This is a genomic window from Dolichospermum sp. LEGE 00240, from assembly GCF_015207875.1.
GTDB lineage: Bacteria > Cyanobacteriota > Cyanobacteriia > Cyanobacteriales > Nostocaceae > Dolichospermum > Dolichospermum gracile.
On sequence record NZ_JADEVZ010000010.1, the window covers coordinates 1 to 22,090 of the forward strand.

3 protein-coding genes are annotated in these 22,090 nt (G+C 42.1%); 2 read left to right on the forward strand and 1 reads right to left on the reverse strand.

Going from position 1 to position 22,090, the window contains the following annotated elements; all coding sequences use genetic code 11:
- Positions 1-287 precede the first annotated feature (287 nt).
- Positions 288-1,982: an ABC-F family ATP-binding cassette domain-containing protein gene (locus tag IQ226_RS05160; RefSeq protein ID WP_193892945.1), complete on the reverse strand. Its 1,695-nt coding sequence runs from the start codon at positions 1,980-1,982 to the stop codon at positions 288-290.
- Between the two features lie 615 nt (positions 1,983-2,597).
- On the opposite strand from IQ226_RS05160, the gene IQ226_RS05165 reads away from it, so the two are divergent.
- Entirely contained in the window at positions 2,598-4,790 is a 2,193-nt protein-coding gene (locus IQ226_RS05165) for a cation:proton antiporter (RefSeq protein WP_193892948.1), read from the forward strand.
- Between the two features lie 763 nt (positions 4,791-5,553).
- Positions 5,554-22,029: a putative Ig domain-containing protein gene (locus IQ226_RS24925; RefSeq protein WP_370567082.1), complete on the forward strand. Its 16,476-nt coding sequence runs from the start codon at positions 5,554-5,556 to the stop codon at positions 22,027-22,029.
- The last annotated feature ends 61 nt before the right edge of the window (positions 22,030-22,090 follow it).

Consider the following 22,090-nt stretch of genomic DNA (forward strand, 5'->3'; position numbering starts at 1 on the left):
GGGAAACCCCCTCAAGGGCGGGGAAACCCCGCCCCTACATCATAAATTATTTGGCTGGGGGTAAAGTTCCACCATTAGCAGCCGGGGGTTCAGTGTAATCGCAAAATATATTTACCCCTATTTTGAGGATATATAAAACTATAACAGTGGCGATACCTTCGGTTAGCGCTTACGCTATCGCCGGATCAAGAGGTAAACCACTGGATGAAGCTAAACCCAGAAAGTTCATTAAAAAATAGGTGACAGAAAGCCAGAATCACAATCAGTCACCCATTCGCCGATATTAACTACTTCTGCTTTGCTCCAGCTTTGGCAGATTTAGCGGCTTTTTTAGCGGCTTTTGCGGCTTCTGCTGCTGCCAATTCCGCCAGTTCTTTTTCTTCAGCTTTCTTATCGAGATAGTAGTGATAATCTCCTAAGTAAACATGAAAATCACCATCACGAATTTCGACAATTTTGTTAGCTACTTGGGAGATAAAATAACGGTCGTGGGAAACTACAAGGACAGTACCATCATAGTTTTGCAAAGCCTCTTCCATCATTTCCTTTGCCGGAATATCTAAGTGATTAGTAGGCTCATCCAGGATGATTAAATTGGCTGGACGTAATAGCATTTTTGCCAATGCTAATCGAGCCTTTTCACCTCCACTCAATGCCGCAACTTTCTTAAATACGGTATCACCAGTAAATAAGAATCTGCCTAACAATGTGCGGACTTCTTCGTTTGTCCAGTTGGGAACTTCGTCATGGATGGTTTGCATGACGGTTTTATTTAAATCCAAGGCTTCCGCTTGGTTTTGTTCAAAGTAACCAGGAATCACGTTGTGATCGCCTAATTTCACAATCCCTTCTGTGGGTAGTTCAACACCCATCATAATTTTTAACAGTGTGGATTTACCTGCACCGTTGGGACCAAGGAAGGCAATTCTGTCTCCTCTTTCCACCAGCAGATTTGCGGATAAAAACAGAATTTTATCCCCATAAATGTGGGTTAAATCCTTAATTTCTACTACTTCTCTACCGCTACGAGTGGCATCAGGAAACCGGAAATGTAGGGTTCTAACTCCTCCTGTCGGTGCTTCAATGCGTTCAATTTTATCAAGTAGTTTTTCTCTACTTTTCGCTTGGGTACTGCGAGTAGCACTGGCACGGAATTTTTCTACAAATGCCTGTTGTTTTTCTAATTCTTTTTGTTGACGTTCGTAAGCGTTGAGTTGTGCGTATTGATTTTCGGCTTTTTGTTGCAGGTAGGACGAGTAATTACCCAGGTAAGAACTAGAAACACCTCTTTCAGTTTCAACGATTTGGTTACACAGACGATCTAAAAATTCCCGGTCATGGGAAACTATGACCATTGGGGTAATTAAACCTCTGAGGTAATTTTCTAACCATTCAATGGTTTCTAAATCTAGGTGGTTTGTCGGTTCGTCCAGTAGTAATAAGTCAGGTTTTTGCAGGAGAATTTTGCCTAAACTCATCCGCATTTGCCAACCACCGGAGAAGGCGCTAACTAGGCGATCGCTATCTTCTAGTTGAAATCCCATCTCTGGTAATATCTTACCAATCCGTGAGTCTAAATTATATCCATCCAAAGCTTCAAACTGACGCTGTAACCGATCTAACTCATGAATTAGCTCATCTAACTCTTCTGGATTAGCTGTTTCCATCTCATGAGGGATATGAGCTAAAGCCTTCTGCACTTCATTAGCTTCTTTAAATACAGTCCAAAATTCTTCTCTAACTGTACGAGTGGGGTCAACCTCAAATTCTTGGTTAAGATAAGCTATATGTAGACTGGCGGGACGAATAATTTCTCCAGCGGTGGGTTCAATCTCCCCAGAGATGATTTTCAATTGGGTGGATTTTCCCGCACCGTTAACACCAACTAAACCAATACGATCTCCTGGTTTGACTTCCCAGTTGACATCTTTAAGAACTTCGCCTGTAGGATAAATTTTACTGATATGTTCTAATCGCAGCATGAAGCGTCTCGTAGGTAGGGGACAGGGGGCAAAGCTAACGCCGTACCTAATCTTAACAAAATTTAACGCCATATTTACAATTTTTTGGCTATAAACCCAAATTCTTTCCTCGATTCAGGAGGTAGGGGCGCAGGGCCTGCGCCCTTTGTCAGAAGAAGACAGAATAAGAAAGACAGGATTTGCCGGCAAGTATTTTAGGTTACACCTGAGACATTTTTTCTAATTTTTAATCAGAGGACTGTTTAAGAATTTATGGTTTATTGTCAGCTTTTATGCGGAAATAATTTATTAATCAAAGGTTCTGACCACTTGATTCTCTTGATTTAGGTTTTATACTTGCTAATTCTCAAGTTTATTGACAGTTTAACAACAAATTAATACTGATTTTCTGAGATAATCAAGATAGCAAGGTAACAATAATTAACATCTTGAATTAATAAAAATAGTTGAGAATATATCTAATTATGTTGACAATTTGAACTATAGCGGTATGCACTGGGATGAGAGCCAGAATATACAATAAAAGCCATACACTAAGAGACTTTTAACTCCTGACTCCTGCTATATTGTCAAAAATTATCATAGTGAACTCAAATTATCGTCAATGAGGAAAATATGCACACGGTTATTCTCGTTTTGGTTGAAGTATTAATTGTAATTGGACTCTCTCGAATTGTGGGACTGGGATTCAAAGCAATTAAACAACCATTGGTAATCGGCGAGATTTTCGCTGGTATCATGCTTGGTCCATCATTATTTGGTTTAATTGCTCCTGGTTTAGCTCATAGCCTGTTTCCTCCAGAAACGATGCCTTATTTGAATATTTTATCGCAAATTGGGCTAATATTTTTCATGTTTCTGATTGGGTTGGAATTAAATCCCAAATATCTGAGTGGTAACTTAAAAACTGCCATTCTTATTTCTAATCTCAGTATTATTGTTCCCTTTGCTTCGGCTTTTGTATTATCTTTTGTCCTTTATCCCTTAGTTGCTAGTAATCATGTCAATTTTGCCCCTTTTGCTTTGTTTTTAGGGGCGGCGATGTCAATTACTGCCTTTCCGGTGTTGGCGAGAATTATTACCGAAAATAACTTACAGGGAACTCGTTTGGGGACATTAGCCTTAACTTGTGCGGCAGTAGATGATGTGACAGCTTGGTGTATTTTAGCAGTAGCGATCGCTGTCGCTCGTCACGGTAGTATTGACGGGCAAGCTATTCTCACCATTATTGAAAGTATTGCTTATATTGGCTTCATGTTCACAATTGGGCGATGGTTTCTCCAACGTCTGAGTAAACATCATCGTCGGGCTGGGCGGTTGAGTCAATTCGTTCTAGCTGTAATTTATATGGGAGTTGTCTCCTCTGCTTTAATTACTGAATTTATCGGTATTCACCTAATTTTTGGGGCATTTTTATTAGGCGCAGTCATGCCCAAAGATGAAGAATTAGTCAGAGAATTAGCGATCAAAACTGAAGATTTTGTTCTCATATTTTTGTTACCAATCTTCTTTGCCTACAGTGGTTTAAAAACCCAAATTGGTTTACTTAACAGTCCTCATTTATGGCTATTGTCAGCCTTGATTTTATTAGTGGCCATTGGCGGTAAATATATTGGTGCTTATGTAGCGGCTCGAATTAGTGGTATTGACAAACGGGAAGCATCAGCCCTGGGTTGGTTGATGAATACTCGCGGTTTAACTGAATTAATTGTCTTGAATATTGGTTTAGAGTTAGGCGTGATTACCCCCTTACTTTTCACCATGTTAGTAATTATGGCTTTGGTGACAACATTCATGACTTCACCATTACTGGAATTTACCTATCCGAAACGCCTGATCAGATTAGATGTTGTTGAACCAGAACCAGAAATACCAGCAGAAACCGTACCAGTTCCCAGCGAAATTTATATTGCCCAATATCGGATTTTAGTCCCAGTGGCTAATCCTGCTACCCAAAAAGGTTTGTTACAGTTAGCAACGGCGATCGCTGTTAATAACCGACAACCTGCTGTGGTTTATCCCCTCAGTTTCATTGAACTCGAAGAAGACTATGGCTTTGAAAGTACCCCAACGGCAGCTGATAGACTCATTGCCGAACGTCGCCAAAAACTAGAAGAATTAATTGCTACCCTAGAACCACCAGAAACACGCTCCTATATCCATCCTATAGTTCGCATATCTAGCAATGTCGCCAGAGAAACAGCACAGATCGCCAAAATCGAACAACCCGATTTAGTTCTCGTCGGTTGGCATCGTCCAGCTTTTAGCAACAATCGGTTAGGGGGAAGAGTCGGACAAATTCTCAGTACCACACCGGTAGATGTCGCCGTGTTTGTAGATAAGGGAGGCAACGCCATTGAAAGTTTATTAGTTCCCTACTGCGCCAACATCCACGACGATTTAGCATTAATTATCGCCCTGAGAATGCTGATTAATCGGGATACTTGTATTTTACAAGTTTTACAAGTCTTTAAAGGCAATCACATCCAAGAAGAATTAAGTTATGAACTCAACGCCATGATTGAGCGATTACCACAAAGTGTGCGCGATCGCATTGAAATCAAAACTGTCACATCCCCAGAACCAATCCAATCCGTAATTGCAGCCTCCGAAAATGTTGATTTGACCATTGTTGGTACTAGCCGTCTGTGGGGAATTGAACGCCAAACCCTGGGAAGATACACAGATCAACTTGCCATCCAATGTCGTTCTTCATTACTCATTACCCGTCGTTACAGTCAAGTTACCTCACACCTTACCGCCCTCCTACCAGCAGTTAACACCCAAGAAATCACTCATAATTCCTAACTAGGGTTTGCTGAATAAGTTGTCTGTGAAGGCAGGGAACTCTTAACTGGGAACTTTCTAACAGTTTCAACGATCTGGATATCCTCAATTTTCCAAATCCGACAAAGAAAAATGCACCTATTTTGAGACACCATCAGCCAGAACCTTGCACTTTTTTCTGATAAAAATCCGCGAAACCCTTATTAATAAATGATTTTAGCTTTATTTAGCAAGCCCTAATTAGGGTTTGCTGAAAAAGTTGTCTGTGAGGGCTAGTACCGCAAGGCGGAAGTCAAAAGTCAAAATGAAGACAGTATAGGCTTTTGGAGGATTTAGAATGGTTCATTCACTTACGCCACAGTGTACTAGAAGTATGGCTAACGCTACGCTATCAGCAAACCCTACTTAGGGATAGGAGGTAGGGGCGCAGGGCCTGCGCCCAGTCAGGAGTGAGAAATGAAGATAGAATCAGCCAATTGTCGTTATGGCAAGGCAAAAGGCAAGAGTGAAGAGGGTTTGGGCGATTTTATGTTTCTTTACACAGATTGGTTTTATTGTGTTCACCTACTTAGATGTTTAATGGGTAATGGGGATTAGGTACTACAGTGAACAATTATTAATTTGTTCAAAGTAACACTTGCTTGTATTTACGCTTTAGTGTATTGTCAATTACAGGTAATCTGACAATATCTACACCAAGCACCCAGTTAAACCGATGATCCTAATCAAATCCTCTGAAACACTGAACTTGAATGGGCTAACCCATAATGATCTATTAGGTGTTGTGCAAATAGCAATTCGAGATACTGAGGAACGGCTTCAGCAGTTTGCTCAAAGACCGGATTTTCGTGAAAAGATGATACTGGCGTTTGGTACATCACCAGAAGGTTTACAGGGTGCTTGGGCGAATGGGGTGAGGAATGTGGGATTTAAGGCAAAAGAAGATTCAGGAATAGTTGTCTTTATTGATCCATCTGTTTCCGATTATCAAACTCTACAGGCGGGAGTTGCAGAGGGGGTAGAAGCGATCGCTCTTAACCCCAATCAAGACGGTATCAAACAAATCACCGCAGTTTTACGACAGCATCCCGAAATTACCACCATTCATATCGTTTCTCACGGTGCGCCGGGATGTTTGTATTTAGGAAATAGTCAACTTAATTTAGATAGTATCAGTAAATATGCTGATTTATTACAGCATTGGCAAAGCAATAGCATTTTACTTTATGGGTGTAATGTGGCTGCTGGAGATGCTGGAGAAGAATTTATTCGCAAGTTACATCAGATTACAAAAGCAAGTATTAGGGCATCGGCAACAAAAACAGGCAATGCAGCTTTAGGCGGAAATTGGGAGTTAGAGGTGAGTTTTCCCGTTACAGATGGCAAAAAATCCGTAGCTTTCCATCCAGAAGTATTAGCAGCATACAGTGGCATTTTAGCACTTGAATTAATTAATCTTGGTAATGGTGGTTCTAATCCCAACTATTTAACCAATGTCAATGGCATTGTAGTAAAAGAGGTACAGCAATATCTCAGGAAATTTGCCACCAATCCGGGATTCATAGATAAGATGCGTTTGGCATTTGGGGAAAGTTTTGAGGTTGAAACAGCTTTAAGTTTGGCACAGGCTTGGCAGAATCAGGATTTTAACGTTATTCCAACTATTGAATTCCTCTCGTCGGCACAGTTGAATGGGGCGAATGGGGCGTATGCCGTCTCTACCAATCGGATTTATCTGTCTGAGGCGTTTCTGAGTGCCATTGCTAACGGTAGTGAAGCAATCTCCATTGAACCTCTGGTGGGCTTACTTTTGGAGGAAATTGGTCACAAGGTTGATAGTTTGCTCAATAGTGCAGATAGTCAGGGGGATGAAGGGGCGATTTTTTCAGCGTTGGTACAAAGGGAAAGTCTGTCTGATGCAGAGTTAGGTCAGTTGAAAGCGGAGGACGATCGCGGATTTATTAGCCTCAATGGGAATGTTCTTGCCGTTGAGATGCAGAATTTTACCGGAGGCAATGAAGATAATAACTTTGTTGGCACTTCTGGGGATAATAATTTCTCTCCAGGAACAGGTGCAGATAGCATCATTGGGGGAAATGGCAACGACTTTCTGGATATTGACAACCGTAACGACACAGCCGACACCACCATTATCTATACCAATGTCAATAATGGCAGTATCACAGGTGGGTCAAATAACGGCACAGTCTTCCAAGGAATAGAAAGAACTCGACTCATAACAGGTTCAGGGAACGATAATATCAACGTTTCCGCTACAGATTACAATGGCTATTGGCAAAATGAAATCTATGCGGGTGCAGGCAATGATACGGTCATTGGTAGTGCAACGGGATATAACCAACTGTATGGAGAAGCCGGAGATGACAGTCTGCAAGGGGGTGACACCAATCAAGATCATCTCTATGGAGGAACAGGTAATGATGCTCTCTCAGGGTTAGGGGGGAATGATAACCTCTATGGTGAAGCGGGTAATGATACTTTAGACGGGGGTGCGGGTGATGATGGCTTCTCAGAGAATGCCGAAGCAGACGTAATTATTGGAGGTGCAGGAACTGACTCACTCACCCTCTATGGACTAGCAACAGGTACAACCGTTAACTACAGTGACCCCAATAACGGCACAACTTCAGCCGGGGGAACTATTACGGGAATTGAGAATTTCTACTACCGAGGCAATAATAAGACAGGGAATGATAATGTTAATGCTTCGGGTGCTAGTTATGCCGACTTACGGGGTTACGCAGGAAATGACACCCTCATTGGTGGTGCAGGAAATGATTACTTGGAGGGGGGAGATGGTAACGATAGCATTATTGGTGGTATAGGGAATGATCAGGTTTATGGTGAAGCGGGTAATGATACTTTAGACGGGGGTGCGGGTGATGATGGCTTCTCAGAGAATGCCGAAGCAGACGTAATTATTGGAGGTGCAGGTACAGATAGACTCGACCTCTATGGACTAGCAACAGGGACAACCGTTAACTACAGTGACCCCAATAACGGCACAACTTCAGCCGGGGGAACTATTACGGGAATTGAGAATTTCTACTACCGAGGCAATAATAAGACAGGGAATGATAATGTTAATGCTTCGGGTGCTAGTTATGCCGACTTACGGGGTTACGCAGGAAATGACACCCTCATTGGTGGTGCAGGAAATGATTACTTGGAGGGGGGAGATGGTAACGATAGCATTATTGGTGGTATAGGGAATGATCAGGTTTATGGTGAAGCGGGTAATGATACTTTAGACGGGGGAGATGGTGATGACTACTTCTCAGAGAATGCCGAAGCAGACGTAATTATTGGAGGTGCAGGTACAGATAGACTCGACCTCTATGGACTAGCAACAGGTACAACCGTTAACTACAGTGACCCCAATAACGGCACAACTTCAGCCGGGGGAACTATTACGGGAATTGAGAATTTCTACTACCGAGGCAATAATACGACGGGGAATGATAATGTTAACGCTTCGGGTGCTAGTTATGCCGACTTACGGGGTTACGCAGGAAATGACACCCTCATTGGTGGTGCAGGAAATGATTACTTGGAGGGGGGAGATGGTAACGGTAGCATTATTGGTGGCGCAGGGAATGATCAGGTTTATGGCGGTGCGGGTAATGATACTTTAGACGGGGGAGATGGTGATGACTACTTCTCAGAAGGCTCAGAAGCAGACGTAATTATTGGAGGTGCAGGTACAGATAGACTCGACCTCTATGGACTAGCAACAGGGACAACCGTTAACTACAGTGACCCCAATAATGGCACAACTTCAGCAGGGGGAACTATTACGGGAATTGAGAATTTCTACTACCGAGGCAATAATACGACGGGGAATGATAATGTTAACGCTTCGGGTGCTATTTATGCCGACTTACGGGGTTACGCAGGAAATGACACCCTCATTGGTGGTGCAGGAAATGATTACTTTGAGGGGGGAGATGGTAACGATAGCATTATTGGTGGCGCAGGGAATGATCAGGTTTATGGTCAAGCAGGGAATGATACTTTAGACCCCGGACTCGGTAGCGACTACGCCGACGGTGGCACCGAAACCGACACCCTAAAAGTTGATTACTCCACCCTCACCACCAATATAACTTCCACAACCCCTAATAATAATGGCGGTGGAACAATATCCACCACTGGAAACTCTGTAAATTACGTCAATATCGAGAAATTTGACATTACAGGTGGTAGCGGTAACGATAATCTCATTGGTGGCAACCTTGACGATACCTTAAAAGGTGGTGCAGGGAATGACACCCTAAACGGTGGTACTGGTATTGACATCCTAGAAGGGTGTATCGGCGATGATACCTACATCATTAATGAACTAGGGGACACCATTAATGAGAATGCGAGTGCAGGAATAGACCTCATTCAAGCTTCTATTTCCTACAGCGTTGAAACCCTCGCTAACGTTGAAAATATCACTCTCACAGGCACAAATAACCTCAATGCGACGGGTAACACCCTTAACAATACCCTCACAGGTAACAGTGGCAATAATACCCTCACAGGTAATGCAGGGAATGATACCCTAGAAGGGGGTACTGGTAATGACTCCCTTAATGGTGGGGATGGAAGCGATCGCCTGATTGGTGTTAATACTACTGCGGCTGCTCCCGGAATCGGTGAAATTGATACATTAGAAGGGGGAACGGGAAACGATCGCTTTATCTTAGGAGATGCAACAAAAGCCTATTATGATGATGGCAATACTAGCACTAATGGTATTAGTGATTATGCCCTGATTAAAGACTTTAATATTGATGAAGATAAGATTCAATTATCAGGGGCAAAAAGTAATTATATTCTCGCTAATTCTCCCATTGCTGGCGTTTCAGGAACAGGCATATTTATTGATAAACCAGGCACAGAACCCGATGAATTAATTGCTGTTGTTGAAGGAGTAACAGGATTAGATATTAATTCTAATTACTTTACGAATCCTAGCGTAGCTTCTGGTGGACTGGCAGCACAATATTACGATGGTTATTGGAACGATAATTTTAATTTCTTTGCTCAAAATCAACTCGTTCTCAGCCGCAATGATAGCACGATAAACTTTGCTGGTAATTCTTGGAATCTTGGCAATACTTCCTTAGCAGATTTAGACACTTTTAGTGTTCGTTGGCAGGGATATATTAATATTCCTATAACTGGAAATTACACATTTTATTTGAATAGTGATGATGCTAGTTATTTATTTTTAGATGGTGCAGCATTTTCTCCGTCTGCTAGTAATTCTACAGTTAATAATGGAGGATTACACGGCACGATAGAAATAAGTGGTACAGCATTTTTAACCGCAGGATTACATGACATTTTAATGCTCTACGGTGAGGCCAATGGAGGCGAAGTCATGAATTTTTCTTGGTCAAGTGTTGATGGCAATATTCCCAAGCAAATTGTTCCTGATAGTGCTTTATTTACTTTACAACCTGATCCAATAAGTAATCCAGGTACATTATTATTTAATACTTCAAGTTACAGCGTCAACGAAAACGGAACAGCTAATATAACCATAAATCGTACAGGAGGAAGTGACGGCGCAGTTAGCGCAACCATTACCTATACAGGGGGTACAGCAACCGCACCTTCTGACTACAATAACACCCCTATTACCGTTAGTTTTGTCAGTGGTGAAATAAGCAAAATTATCACCATTCCTATCGTTAATGATCTTCAATTTGAACCGGATGAAACTATCAATTTAACGTTAACAAATGCCACTGGTGGTGCAACATTAGGAACGCAAACTACAGCCACACTTACTATCATTAATGATGATCCTTTAAGACCAGGAACTATTGCTTTTAGTTCAACGAGTTATAGTGTCAATGAAGATGGCACACCAGTTGCTAACATAACTCTAAATCGTACAGGGGGAAGTGATGGCATAGTTAGTGTTACTTTAACTCCTAGTAATGGAACAGCAACGGCAGGAAGTGATTATAATAATTCACCCATTACGGTAACATTTGCTGATGGAGTTACCAGTCAAACTGTAACGATTCCTATCAATAATGATACGGTTTATGAACCCACAGAAACAGTCAAATTAACCCTATCAAATCCCACCAATGGGGCAATATTAGGAACACAAACAACAGCCGTTTTAAGTATCATTGATAATGATGCAGTACCTGGTGTTTTATCCTTCAGCAATGCCACTTATGATATTAATGAAAATGGCACACCTGTCACTCAAGTTACTATTAACCGCACTGGGGGAAGTGATGGGGCAATTAGCGCACAAATATTATTAACAAATGGTACAGTAACATCAGGAAGTGATTATGTTGCTACACCTATTACGGTTAACTTTGCTAACGGAGAAACCAGTAAAACAGTTACTATTCCCATCATCAATGATACGGTTTTAGAAAATACAGAAACCATCAACTTAACCCTAACTAACCCAACTGGAGGAGCAACAATTAATGATGCACAAAAGAGCGCGATTGTCAACATTTTGGATGATGATTTTAAACCCACTTTAACGGTTAATATTAATTCCCAACAAGTCAACGAAGGTAACACCATTCAGGGAACAGTCACCCGTAATACAGACACTACAGCACCCTTAACAGTCACCTTAGTTAATAGTGAAAGTAGTCAAATTACTGTACCTACAACTGTTACCATTCCAGCAGGTGCAACTTCAGCAACATTTAATATTACTGCCGTCGATGATACCTTAATAGAACTGCCGAAAAACTATACAATTATTGCCTCAGCTTCTGGGTTTATTAGTGGTCAGAATACTGTAGCAGTGACAGATAATGATGGGGTGATTTTAACCTTGACTCTAGCTGCTAATAGTATCAGCGAGAATGGGGGTAAAGCGATCGCTACAGTCACCCGAAATATTATTACCAATACTCCCCTAGAAGTTCAACTTAGTAGCAGCGACACGACAGAAGCAACTGTTCCCACCAGCGTCATTATTCCTGCTAATCAAGCATCAGTAACCTTTGAAATACAAGGAGTTGATGATACCATTTTAGATAGCATACAAGCGGTTGTAGTTACCGCTAAACCTACCTATACAGGCACAAATATCACAGTAGATGCAGGACAAGCAACAGCTAATCTTAATGTAACGGATAATGAAAGTCCAAGTTTAAATTTAACCCTCGATCAAAACATTATCAGCGAGACGGGAACAGCTACCGCTACCATTACCCGAAATACCCCCACAACAGAAGCATTAACCGTTAACCTCACCAGTAGCGACACCACCGAAGCAACTGTACCCCAAACCGTTACGATTCTTGCCGGAGAAACTTCTGCTACCTTTATTGTGACGGGGGTAAATGATGGGGTAAGCGATGGTAGTCAAACCGTTACCCTGACTGCAACTGCGAACGGGTTTAATAATGGTGTAAAAACCGTCGAAGTTAGTGATATTGATGTTCCTGACTTACAAATTACCAATTTAGCACCGACAACTATTCCACTTTTTACAGGAAAGCAGTCTTTCTTAGCTTATAAAGTCGAAAATAAAGGCTTAACGGATGCGACGGGAAGTTGGACGGACAAGGTTTATCTATCTACGGATAATAAATTAGATAGCGGCGATACTCTGATCACTGAAACCACCTTTACCCCAAATATTCCCTTTAATTCTTTCTATGATCGCAATATTCCCTTCTTTGCGCCGAGAAATGGGGGAGAATATTATTTAATTGCTACCACAGACGCTAATAATACCGTTAATGAGGGTGCAGGATTAGGGGAACAGAATAACACCGTCATCACTCCCATTACTGTTACTCCTGCTTATAAAGCCACCGTTTCCACCGATACGGAAATTGGTACAAATGGACAAGCGGTGACTTTGCGAGGAAGTGCGGTTAATAACGCGGATAATTCCCCTGTACCTTTTGAATTTGTCACTATTAAAGTTGAAAATAACCGCACAATTCGGGAATTAAGCGCATTTACCGATGGAAATGGTAACTTTGTTAAGAATTTTAACCCCTTACCCACGGAAGGGGGACAATATAACATTAATGCCTATTTCCCCAGTAACCCTACTGAAGACACAGCACCAGAGGACAGTTTTAAGCTGTTGGGGATGAAATTTAATAGCAATCAAGTCACTAATAAAATCATTGCAAATTCTCCCTTTACTGGTTCTGTGGGACTGGAAAATATCACGAATATTGGTTTAACGGGAATTACCGCGACGGTTGACAGTGTGGTGGAGGGGTGGAATGTTCAGGTTAATACTCCCTCCGTCTTGGATGGTTCGGGGAATAATACCGTTAGCTATACGATTACTGCGCCTAATGATTCCTATATTACCCAAGATACTTTTAATATCAAGCTTACCAGTGCGGAAGGCGCGACGGCAGTTTTACCTGTTAATGTCAATTTAGAGCGGATCGTCCCCCGTTTGGTGGCTTCTACTAATTTGGTGAGTAGTGGGATGTTACGGGGTAATCAAACTTTTGTTGAGTTTGAAGTGAAGAATGAAGGGGGAGGAGTTGCTGAAAATATTGAGGTATTGTTACCGAATGAACCTTGGTTAAAGTTGGCTTCTCCTGTGACAATTTCGGCATTAAATCCGGGAGAATCTACAAAAGTTACTTTATTACTGTCTCCAGAGGCGAATTTACCGTTAACGGAATATACAGGAAATCTCTTCTTAGATGCTGCTGGAAATGATGGGGATTTATCTGTTGATTTTAACTTCCGTGCGGTAAGTGAGGCAAAGGGCAATATACGGATTAATACCGTTGATGAATTATTCTATTTTGCAGAAGGTGCGCCGAAGTTAGCCAATGCAACAGTGACGTTACGGGATTATTTCAGTAATGCAGTGATAGCCAGTACGGTGACGGATGAGACAGGAATGCTTAACCTGTCTAATATTAATGAAGGGTTTTACAACATTGAGATTAAGGCAGATAAGCACGAAACTTTCCGTCAAACGATTCAGTTAGATGCAGGGGAAACGGAAAATATTGATGCGTTTTTATCTCGTCAGACAGTTCAATATATTTGGCGAGTTGAAGATACGACAATTGAGGATCGATATCAAATAACAGTTCAAAGCGTTTTTGAGACAGATGTTCCGATTCCTACAGTTGTTATTTATCCTCCAGTAATTGATTTGGCTGATTTACAGGTTGTTGGTCAAGTAACACAAATTGACTTGACCTTATCTAATGAGGGATTAATTGCTGCCAATGACATTCAGATAAACTTTGGAAATCATCCTTTCTACAAAATCGAACCGTTATTTAATAGTCTTGACAATTTAGCAGCAAAAAGTTCTATCACTGTACCTGTAAGAATTACAAGAGTTGCAGATTTTGATACCGTTAGTAATAGTAGTGAGTTAGTAACCCAAGCTGCTCCACTTTCTGTTCCTTGTGATATATCTTTCTTTGTCGATTCGAGCTTTCCTTGTGGTCCACAAGAAATTAATAAATCTACCGAGGGTAAGGTTATCAATGTAAAAGGCAATTGTCCTCCTAGCTTACCTGGTGGTCCTGGTGGTCCTGGTGGTCCTGGTGGTCCTGGTGGTCCTGGCGGTGGTAGTTCTACACCCGTCATTAGCGAAAGCGATACTAATTGTTGTTTAGAAGTAACATTATTTAACTTAGATGTTTCCGACTATTTAAAACCTTTTGTAAAAAGAGCCGAAAAAGCGATAAATGCTTACATCAAAGAGTTAGGTTCAGTTGAACTTGATATTGAAGCTTTTGCTCAAGTTCAAACCTGTTGCGATCCTTTTGGTCTGAAATTTACTGCCCAAGCTACGGGGACTGGTAAATTTAAAGTTGGACCGGCTCTTGAAGCTGAAGGTTCCGTAGAAGTACCAGAAGAAGCTTTGCCCTTTGGTATTGAAGGCATATCCTTATCGGGTGAAGCCTTCATTGGAATACAAGCTTCTTTTAGTGCTAGTATCACTGCTGTGGTAGTACGCTGTTGTGATGGGCGAATTGAGTATGGAATTACTGGCGAGATTGGACTAGGATTTCAAGCAGGTGCGACAGGAGAAGCATCAGCTAAAGTTGATTTGATTAATGGGACTGATATAGAACTTTATAAAGGAACAGCAGAAGCAGGATTATTTGGTGGTGTTTCCTATAAATTTTTATATTCACCTAATACTGGTTGGGTAGATTGTTTCCAATCTGACGGGATTTATTCAACCATAGTTGCTGATATTCCAAGCATCATTACATATAGCTTATACGGACCAGACGATCCCAATACTGAAAAAAGAGAAGACAGAAACTACTTTATTGAACCTGCTTCAGTTGGAAAGTGTGAAAATTTTCCAAAGGAAGGATTACCTCCTATTTGCAAGGATGAGCTACCTAAACCTAAAACTGAAAGTGAAAGTGATTTTGTCCAAACATCAGCAATAGAACAATCAATCACTATAGATCCAATCCAAGCCGGAATTCTGCAAAACCTTGCTAATCTTCTTGGCAAATCTTATTCTTCATTAGAAAGTAATTACCTAGCTAGTCTTAATCCCTCATCTTCCTCATTACTGACGAAAGCGGAAGAAGATAGTGTTTGTGCCAGAGTCAAACTACAAATCGACCAATCCGCAGTAATGACTCGTTCCGCCTTCCTTGGCGCACTAGAAATTGACAACGGCAACGCCACCAGCCTCACTAACCTCACCGTCACCCTGCAAGTCAAAGATCAAAACGGCAATATCGTTAACGATCTCTTTGGTATCACTAACCCCATCCTGAAAAACATCACCGCAGTAGATGGTACAGGTATCCTCATCGGTGATGACCCCAATACCCCCCAAAATGAAGGCTTAGGCAGTGCAGAATGGACATTTATCCCCACCAACCTCGCCGCACCCCAAGCACCCACCACCTACAGCATCGGTGGTACACTCTCCTACACCGAAAACGGACAAGTCATCAACGTCCCCTTACTTTCCACCCCCATCACCGTCTTACCCCAAGCCGAACTCTACCTCGACTACTTCCAATCCCGCAACGTCTATGGCGATGATCCCTTCACCGATGCCACCGAAGTAGCTGTACCCTTCGATCTCGCTGTCTTAGTCCGTAATCAAGGCTATGGCGACGCGAAAAACCTTCGTATTACCTCATCTCAACCCAAAATCATCGAAAATGAGAAAGGATTACTGATTGACTTCAATATCATCGGTTCTCAACTCAACGGAGAAGACGTTACTCCCTCCCTTGCAGTCAACTTTGGCGATATTGCAGCAGGAGAAACCGCCGTCGCTAACTGGTTGCTCAAATCTACCCTACAGGGTAAATTCATCGAATACAAAGCCACCTTTGAACACGTTAACGGACTCGGCAACAAAGAACTATCCTTAATCAAAGAAGTCAAAATTCACGAATTAATCCAAAAAGTTGCAGCAGACAGCGATAATCTGCCTGATTTCCTCGTTAACGACACCTTTGATGCCAAATTCTACCCCGATACCCTCTACTTCAGCAAAGGCGGCACCGCACCCGTCACCACCATTGACACCGCCACCGTTGACGCACCTGTTACCATCTTTGACCTAGAAGCACAAATCACCGTAAACTCCCCTCTCCTCATAGGAGAGGGGTTAGGGGGTGAGGTCGGCTGGACTTATATCACCCTCGCAGATCCCGCCAATGGACAATTCCAAATTAAACAGCTATTACGTTCCGATGGTACATTAATCAATCTAGATAATATCTGGCGCACAGATCGCACCTTCCCCGCCACCGGAAGACCTGTATATGAAAATATCTTACATTTCCTCGACAAAGACAGCACGGGCAGCTACAAAATCATCTACAACAGCAACGACAACGCAGCCCCCCAAGTCCGCGAAATCATTGACGTTTCCCCCAACCCCCGCAATACAGTCGTTGATAACTTAACCGTCGTCTTTAGTGAAGCCATTCGTGCCAATACCTTTGATTATCAAGACCTAAGCTTAACCCTTGATAGTGGGGCAAATTTAATCACCAACGGGGTGACAATCAGCCAAATTGACCCGATTACCTTCCAAATCAACAACCTAACCGGCATTACGGGCAATATTGGACAATATCAACTCAGTGTTAATGCCACAGGTATCCAAGACTTAGCAGGTAACGCCGGGGCAGGTATTGTCAACGAAACTTGGACATTTACAGGCGACAGACCCGCTATTGCCTCAATTATCGGCTTTAACTCCACCTTACTTAAAACTGCCGTTAATACCTTCGATGTCACCTTCACAGAAGCCATTAACCCCAGTAGCTTCGACTATACCGACATCACCCTAAGACGCAACAACGGCGAAAGCTTAGTTAACAACACCGTCACCATCACCCCAATTGATGCGACTACCTTCCGAGTCGGTAACTTTGCCCAATTTACCAACATCGAAGGGGATTATCAACTATTAGTCACCGCTAATGGCGTACAGGATACTGATGGTAACAACGGCGTAGGCGGTAAAGGCTTTAACTGGGTATTGGACAACACTATTCCCACCCTTACCAGTATTACTAACCTGACCAGTCCTCGCAATACGGCAGTTACTAGCGTAGAAATCAGTTTTTCTGAGGCAATTAACAAAGATACACTGAATTTTAATGACCTGATCTTAACCCGTGATGGTAGTGCCAATTTAATCACCAATGGTGTCACCCTAGAAAAACGCAACGAAACCACATACACCATCAAAGGATTAAGCGGACTACAAGCTGATAACGGCGTTTACACCCTCACCGTCAACGGGACAGGAATTAAAGATGCAGCAGGGAATAGCGTCAGTAACTCCTTAACCCAAACCTGGACATTAGACAGCATTGCCCCCAATATTCCCACTAATATTCAAGTTAATGCTACCCCAACAGCCGAACTACAAACCGCTTCATTAGGGATTCTCAATCAGTTCGGACAATTCCGAGTTAATAGCCAAAATATCACCATTACAGGCAATTTACCCGAATCTAACCTCCGGGTTTATATCAACGACCTAACCACTAACCAAGACTTAGGACAAGCAACCGTCACCGGAACGCAATTTAGTGGCAATATTCAACTCCCTTCCCCCGGTTCTCGTAACCTAGAAATTCGAGTACAAGATGTCGCCGGAAACATTTCAACTGCTACCCTTGGGGTTTTTGCTGATGTTACTCAACCGGCTATTACCCAATTCCCTAACCTTCCCACCTCAACCCCTAACCCCGTCAATACTATTGATGTTCAATTCTCCGAACAAATTAATCTCAATACCTTTGATCAGAGTGATCTTACCCTCAGCCGTGACGGTGTTAACCTAACTTTACCCAATACCGTCACTGTTACCTATCTCTCCGATACAACCTATCGCATTAACGGGTTAGATAGCTTAACTAACACTCCTGGTATTTACAGCTTAAAAGTTGATGCTACTACCATCCAAGATAATGCGGGTAATAGTGGTGATGCAGCCAAAACCGCAACATTTACCATTACTGCACCACCAACCCCTGGTATTACTTTAATTCAAAGTGGTGGTAGCACCGCCGTTACCGAAGGGGGTAATACTGATAGTTATACCCTTGTTCTCAAAACTCAACCGACTGCTGATGTGACTGTTACCCTAAACGGTGGTAATCAAATTACCATTGATAAAACTACCGTTACCTTCACATCTGCTAACTGGAATACTCCCCAAACAGTTACCGTGACTGCCGTTAACGACACTATCCCAGAAGGCAACCACACCAGTACAATTAGCCATAGTGTTAGCAGTACAGATGCTAATTACAACAATGCCACACTTCCTAATATTGCTGTCAGCATTACCGATAATGATGCTGAAATTCGGGGGATGAAATGGCATGATCTTGATGGTAATGGGGTAAAAGATGCTGGGGAAACTGGTTTACAAGGTTGGACAATTTACCTCGATACCAACACCAACGGACAATTAGACAACAGCGAAATCTCAACTATTACCGACACAAACGGTAATTATCAATTCACTAATCTACGTCCGGGAATTTACACCGCCGCAGAAGTGCAACAACCAGGATGGAAGCAAACCTTCCCCGGCGTTAATATCACCACCACCAACGCAGAAATTCCCCTTTATACCCCAACTTTAGATATTATTTCCCCCCTCGACTCAATCAGCGAGGTTCAACTCAACTTCAATGCGGCTAATTATATAGTCAAGGAAGACGGAACTGCACTCACAGAAATTTGGGTAACTCGCACAGGAAACGCCAGTAATACAGTTAGTGCCACACTGAGCTTCATTGATGGTACTGCCAAAGGGTGCGGATGTGCGGCTAGTTCCGTCAATAATGATTTCAATAATATTCCGATTGCTGTCACCTTTGCTGCCAATGAAACCAGCAAACTCGTTTATGTGCAGAATGCCCTGTTAGGTAATTCTAATGCCATCAAAATTCGTAACGATGACAAAGTTGAGGGAGACGAGTATTTTACAATTAAACTGACTAACCCCACAGGTGGCGCATCCATCGGTAATCAAAGCAGTGCTACTGTGACTATTGTTGATGACGATGCCCCTGCCAATTCTACAGTAACGCCTCCTCTGGAAACTCCTAGCAGCACAATTTCCAGTTTTGTAGATAGTCAGGCAACTTCTTTAATTAACCTGGATAATTTCTGGGCAGATAGCCGATTTGCTAACATCAAAGGCAACGGTTTAACTACGGTCATCATTGATACAGGCATAGACTTAAATCATCCCATCTTTGGGACTGATGCTGATAATAACGGCATTGCTGATAAAATCGTTTATGAATACGATTTTGCGAATAATGATACAGATGCTAGTGATAAAAATAATCACGGTTCTCACATTGCCAGTATCTTTACCAGCGTTGCACCTGAATCTAATATTATTGCCCTGAAAGTCTTTAAAGATAACGGTGCTGGCAGTTTCTCCGATTTAGAAAAAGCCCTGCAATGGGTGGCGGCTAATAGCACAGCATATAATATCGCATCTGTCAACCTTTCCATTGGTGATAGTCAAAATTGGACAACGGCAACCTCTCGTTATGGTATTGGTGATGAATTAGCAGCGATCGCCTCTCAAAATATCATTATCAGCGCCGCCGCAGGTAACAGCTTTTATCAGTATGGTAGTAACCCCGGATTAGCTTACCCAGCCATAGATCCCAATGTCATCGCCGTTGGTGCGGTTTGGGCGGATAATTCTGGCACTCAGAAAAACTTTGTTGGTGGTGCAATTGATTACACCACAACTGCTGACCAAATTGCTAGTTTCTCCCAACGCGATCGCAACTTGTTAGATGTATTTGCTCCTGGTATCTTAATTACAGGCGCTAATGCCAATGGTGGTACTACCTCGATGGGAGGAACTAGCCAAGCAACGGCATACTTTACAGGTGTGGCAACTCTCGCGCAAGAGATAGCAATAGAAAAACTTGGTCGGAAACTCACAGTTAATGAGTTTCGTAATCTCCTAAGTACAAACAGTGTCATTATCAACGACGGTGATAACGAGAATGACAACGTGATCAACACAGGAGCAAATTATCCCCGTGTAGATTTATTGAAACTCGCAGAAGGTATTCTCAATCTCAGTGATGCAACTTCTAATCCCAATCCTGTTGATCCTGGTAACAACAATAACAATGGGGCAACTACCATATTCGACAATACCATTAACCTTGTTCATACCGTCAACCTGACAGCAGGTGAAGTCCGTACAGGAATTGATTTTGGCAACCAACAAATCATAGTTAATAATCCGCCTACAGTTACTAACCTTATCGCCCCGCAAACAGCAACGGAAGATACAGCCTTTACCTTCACTATCCCAAGCAACACCTTCACGGATATTGACGCTGGTGATGTTCTTACCTATTCAGCCACATTAGAAAATGGTAATGCTTTACCAAGTTGGTTAACCTTCAATCCTACAACTCGCACCTTTAACGGTACTCCCACTAATGATAATGTAGGGAACTTTAATGTTAAGGCGATCGCTACAGATAAAGCCGGGGAAAATGTTAGTGATATCTTTGTAATTACCGTTGAAAATGTTAATGATACGCCGATTTTGAGTAATGCGATCGCAGATCAAAACGCCAAACAAGGTAACGCTTTCAGTTTCCAAATTCCCACCAACACCTTCACAGATATTGATGCTGGTGATGTTCTCACTTATTCAGCAACATTAGAAAATGGTAATGCTTTACCAAGTTGGTTAACCTTCAATTCCACAACTCGCACCTTTAGCGGGACTCCCACTAATGACAATGTAGGGAATTTGAATGTTAAGGCGATCGCTACAGATAAAGCCGGGGAAACTGTTAGTGATATCTTTGTAATTGCCGTTGAAAACATCAACGATGCACCGATTTTGAGTAATGCGATCGCCGATCAAAACGCTAAACAAGATAACCTCTTTAACTTCCAAATTCCCACCAACACTTTCAGCGATATTGATGCTGGTGATTTTCTGACTTATTCCGCAACATTAGAAAATGGCAATGCTTTACCAAGTTGGTTAACCTTTAATCCCACAATTGGCACCTTTAGCGGTACTCCCAGTAATGATAATGTTGGTAGTTTGAATGTTAAGGCGATCGCTACAGATAAAGCCGGAGCAAATGTTAGTGATATCTTTACTATTACAGTTGAAAAGGAAGCTGATATTGTGATTCCAGGTTTGGCTATTACCGATAATTCAGGCAATGCCGATGATTCTAGTATCAAATTCACAACAGAACTATCCCAGTTTCGTAAGGGCTACCAAGACAGCGATTATGTCCGCCCCAATTATGCTGATATCACCAAATACTTTGATATCAACAATACGGGGACAGGTATCCTGGTGGTTTCCGATATTCAGATTAATGTCAGCGGGGTGACTGTGAATAATCTGGATTTGTCAGGGGATAAAGACCTATTGCTGAATCCGGGTTCTAGCCAACGGGTTGAGTTGACCTATGATCCTTCAGCAGCTAAGGAAAACTTTGATCTTACTAATGGTCTGGTATTGTTTACCAACGTTCCTGATTGGTCTCAGTACGAGGTTAAATTGTCCGGTAAATCCACCTTTAACTCAGACATCAACTATGATGGCAAAGTTAATACTGGTGATTTAGGTTCACTGAACCAAGCAAAAACGAACTTTAATAAGGGAATTTTTGATGCCACTGCTGATATCAATGGTGATGGGTTGATTAATACCCTTGATGCAAGTGCCTTGACTGCTGACATCAAGCTTAAATTGTCAGTTTAAGTTCTCAGTGTCTGTTCAGTATTCCAACTAATGATCATGTAGGGAATTTGAATGTTAAAGT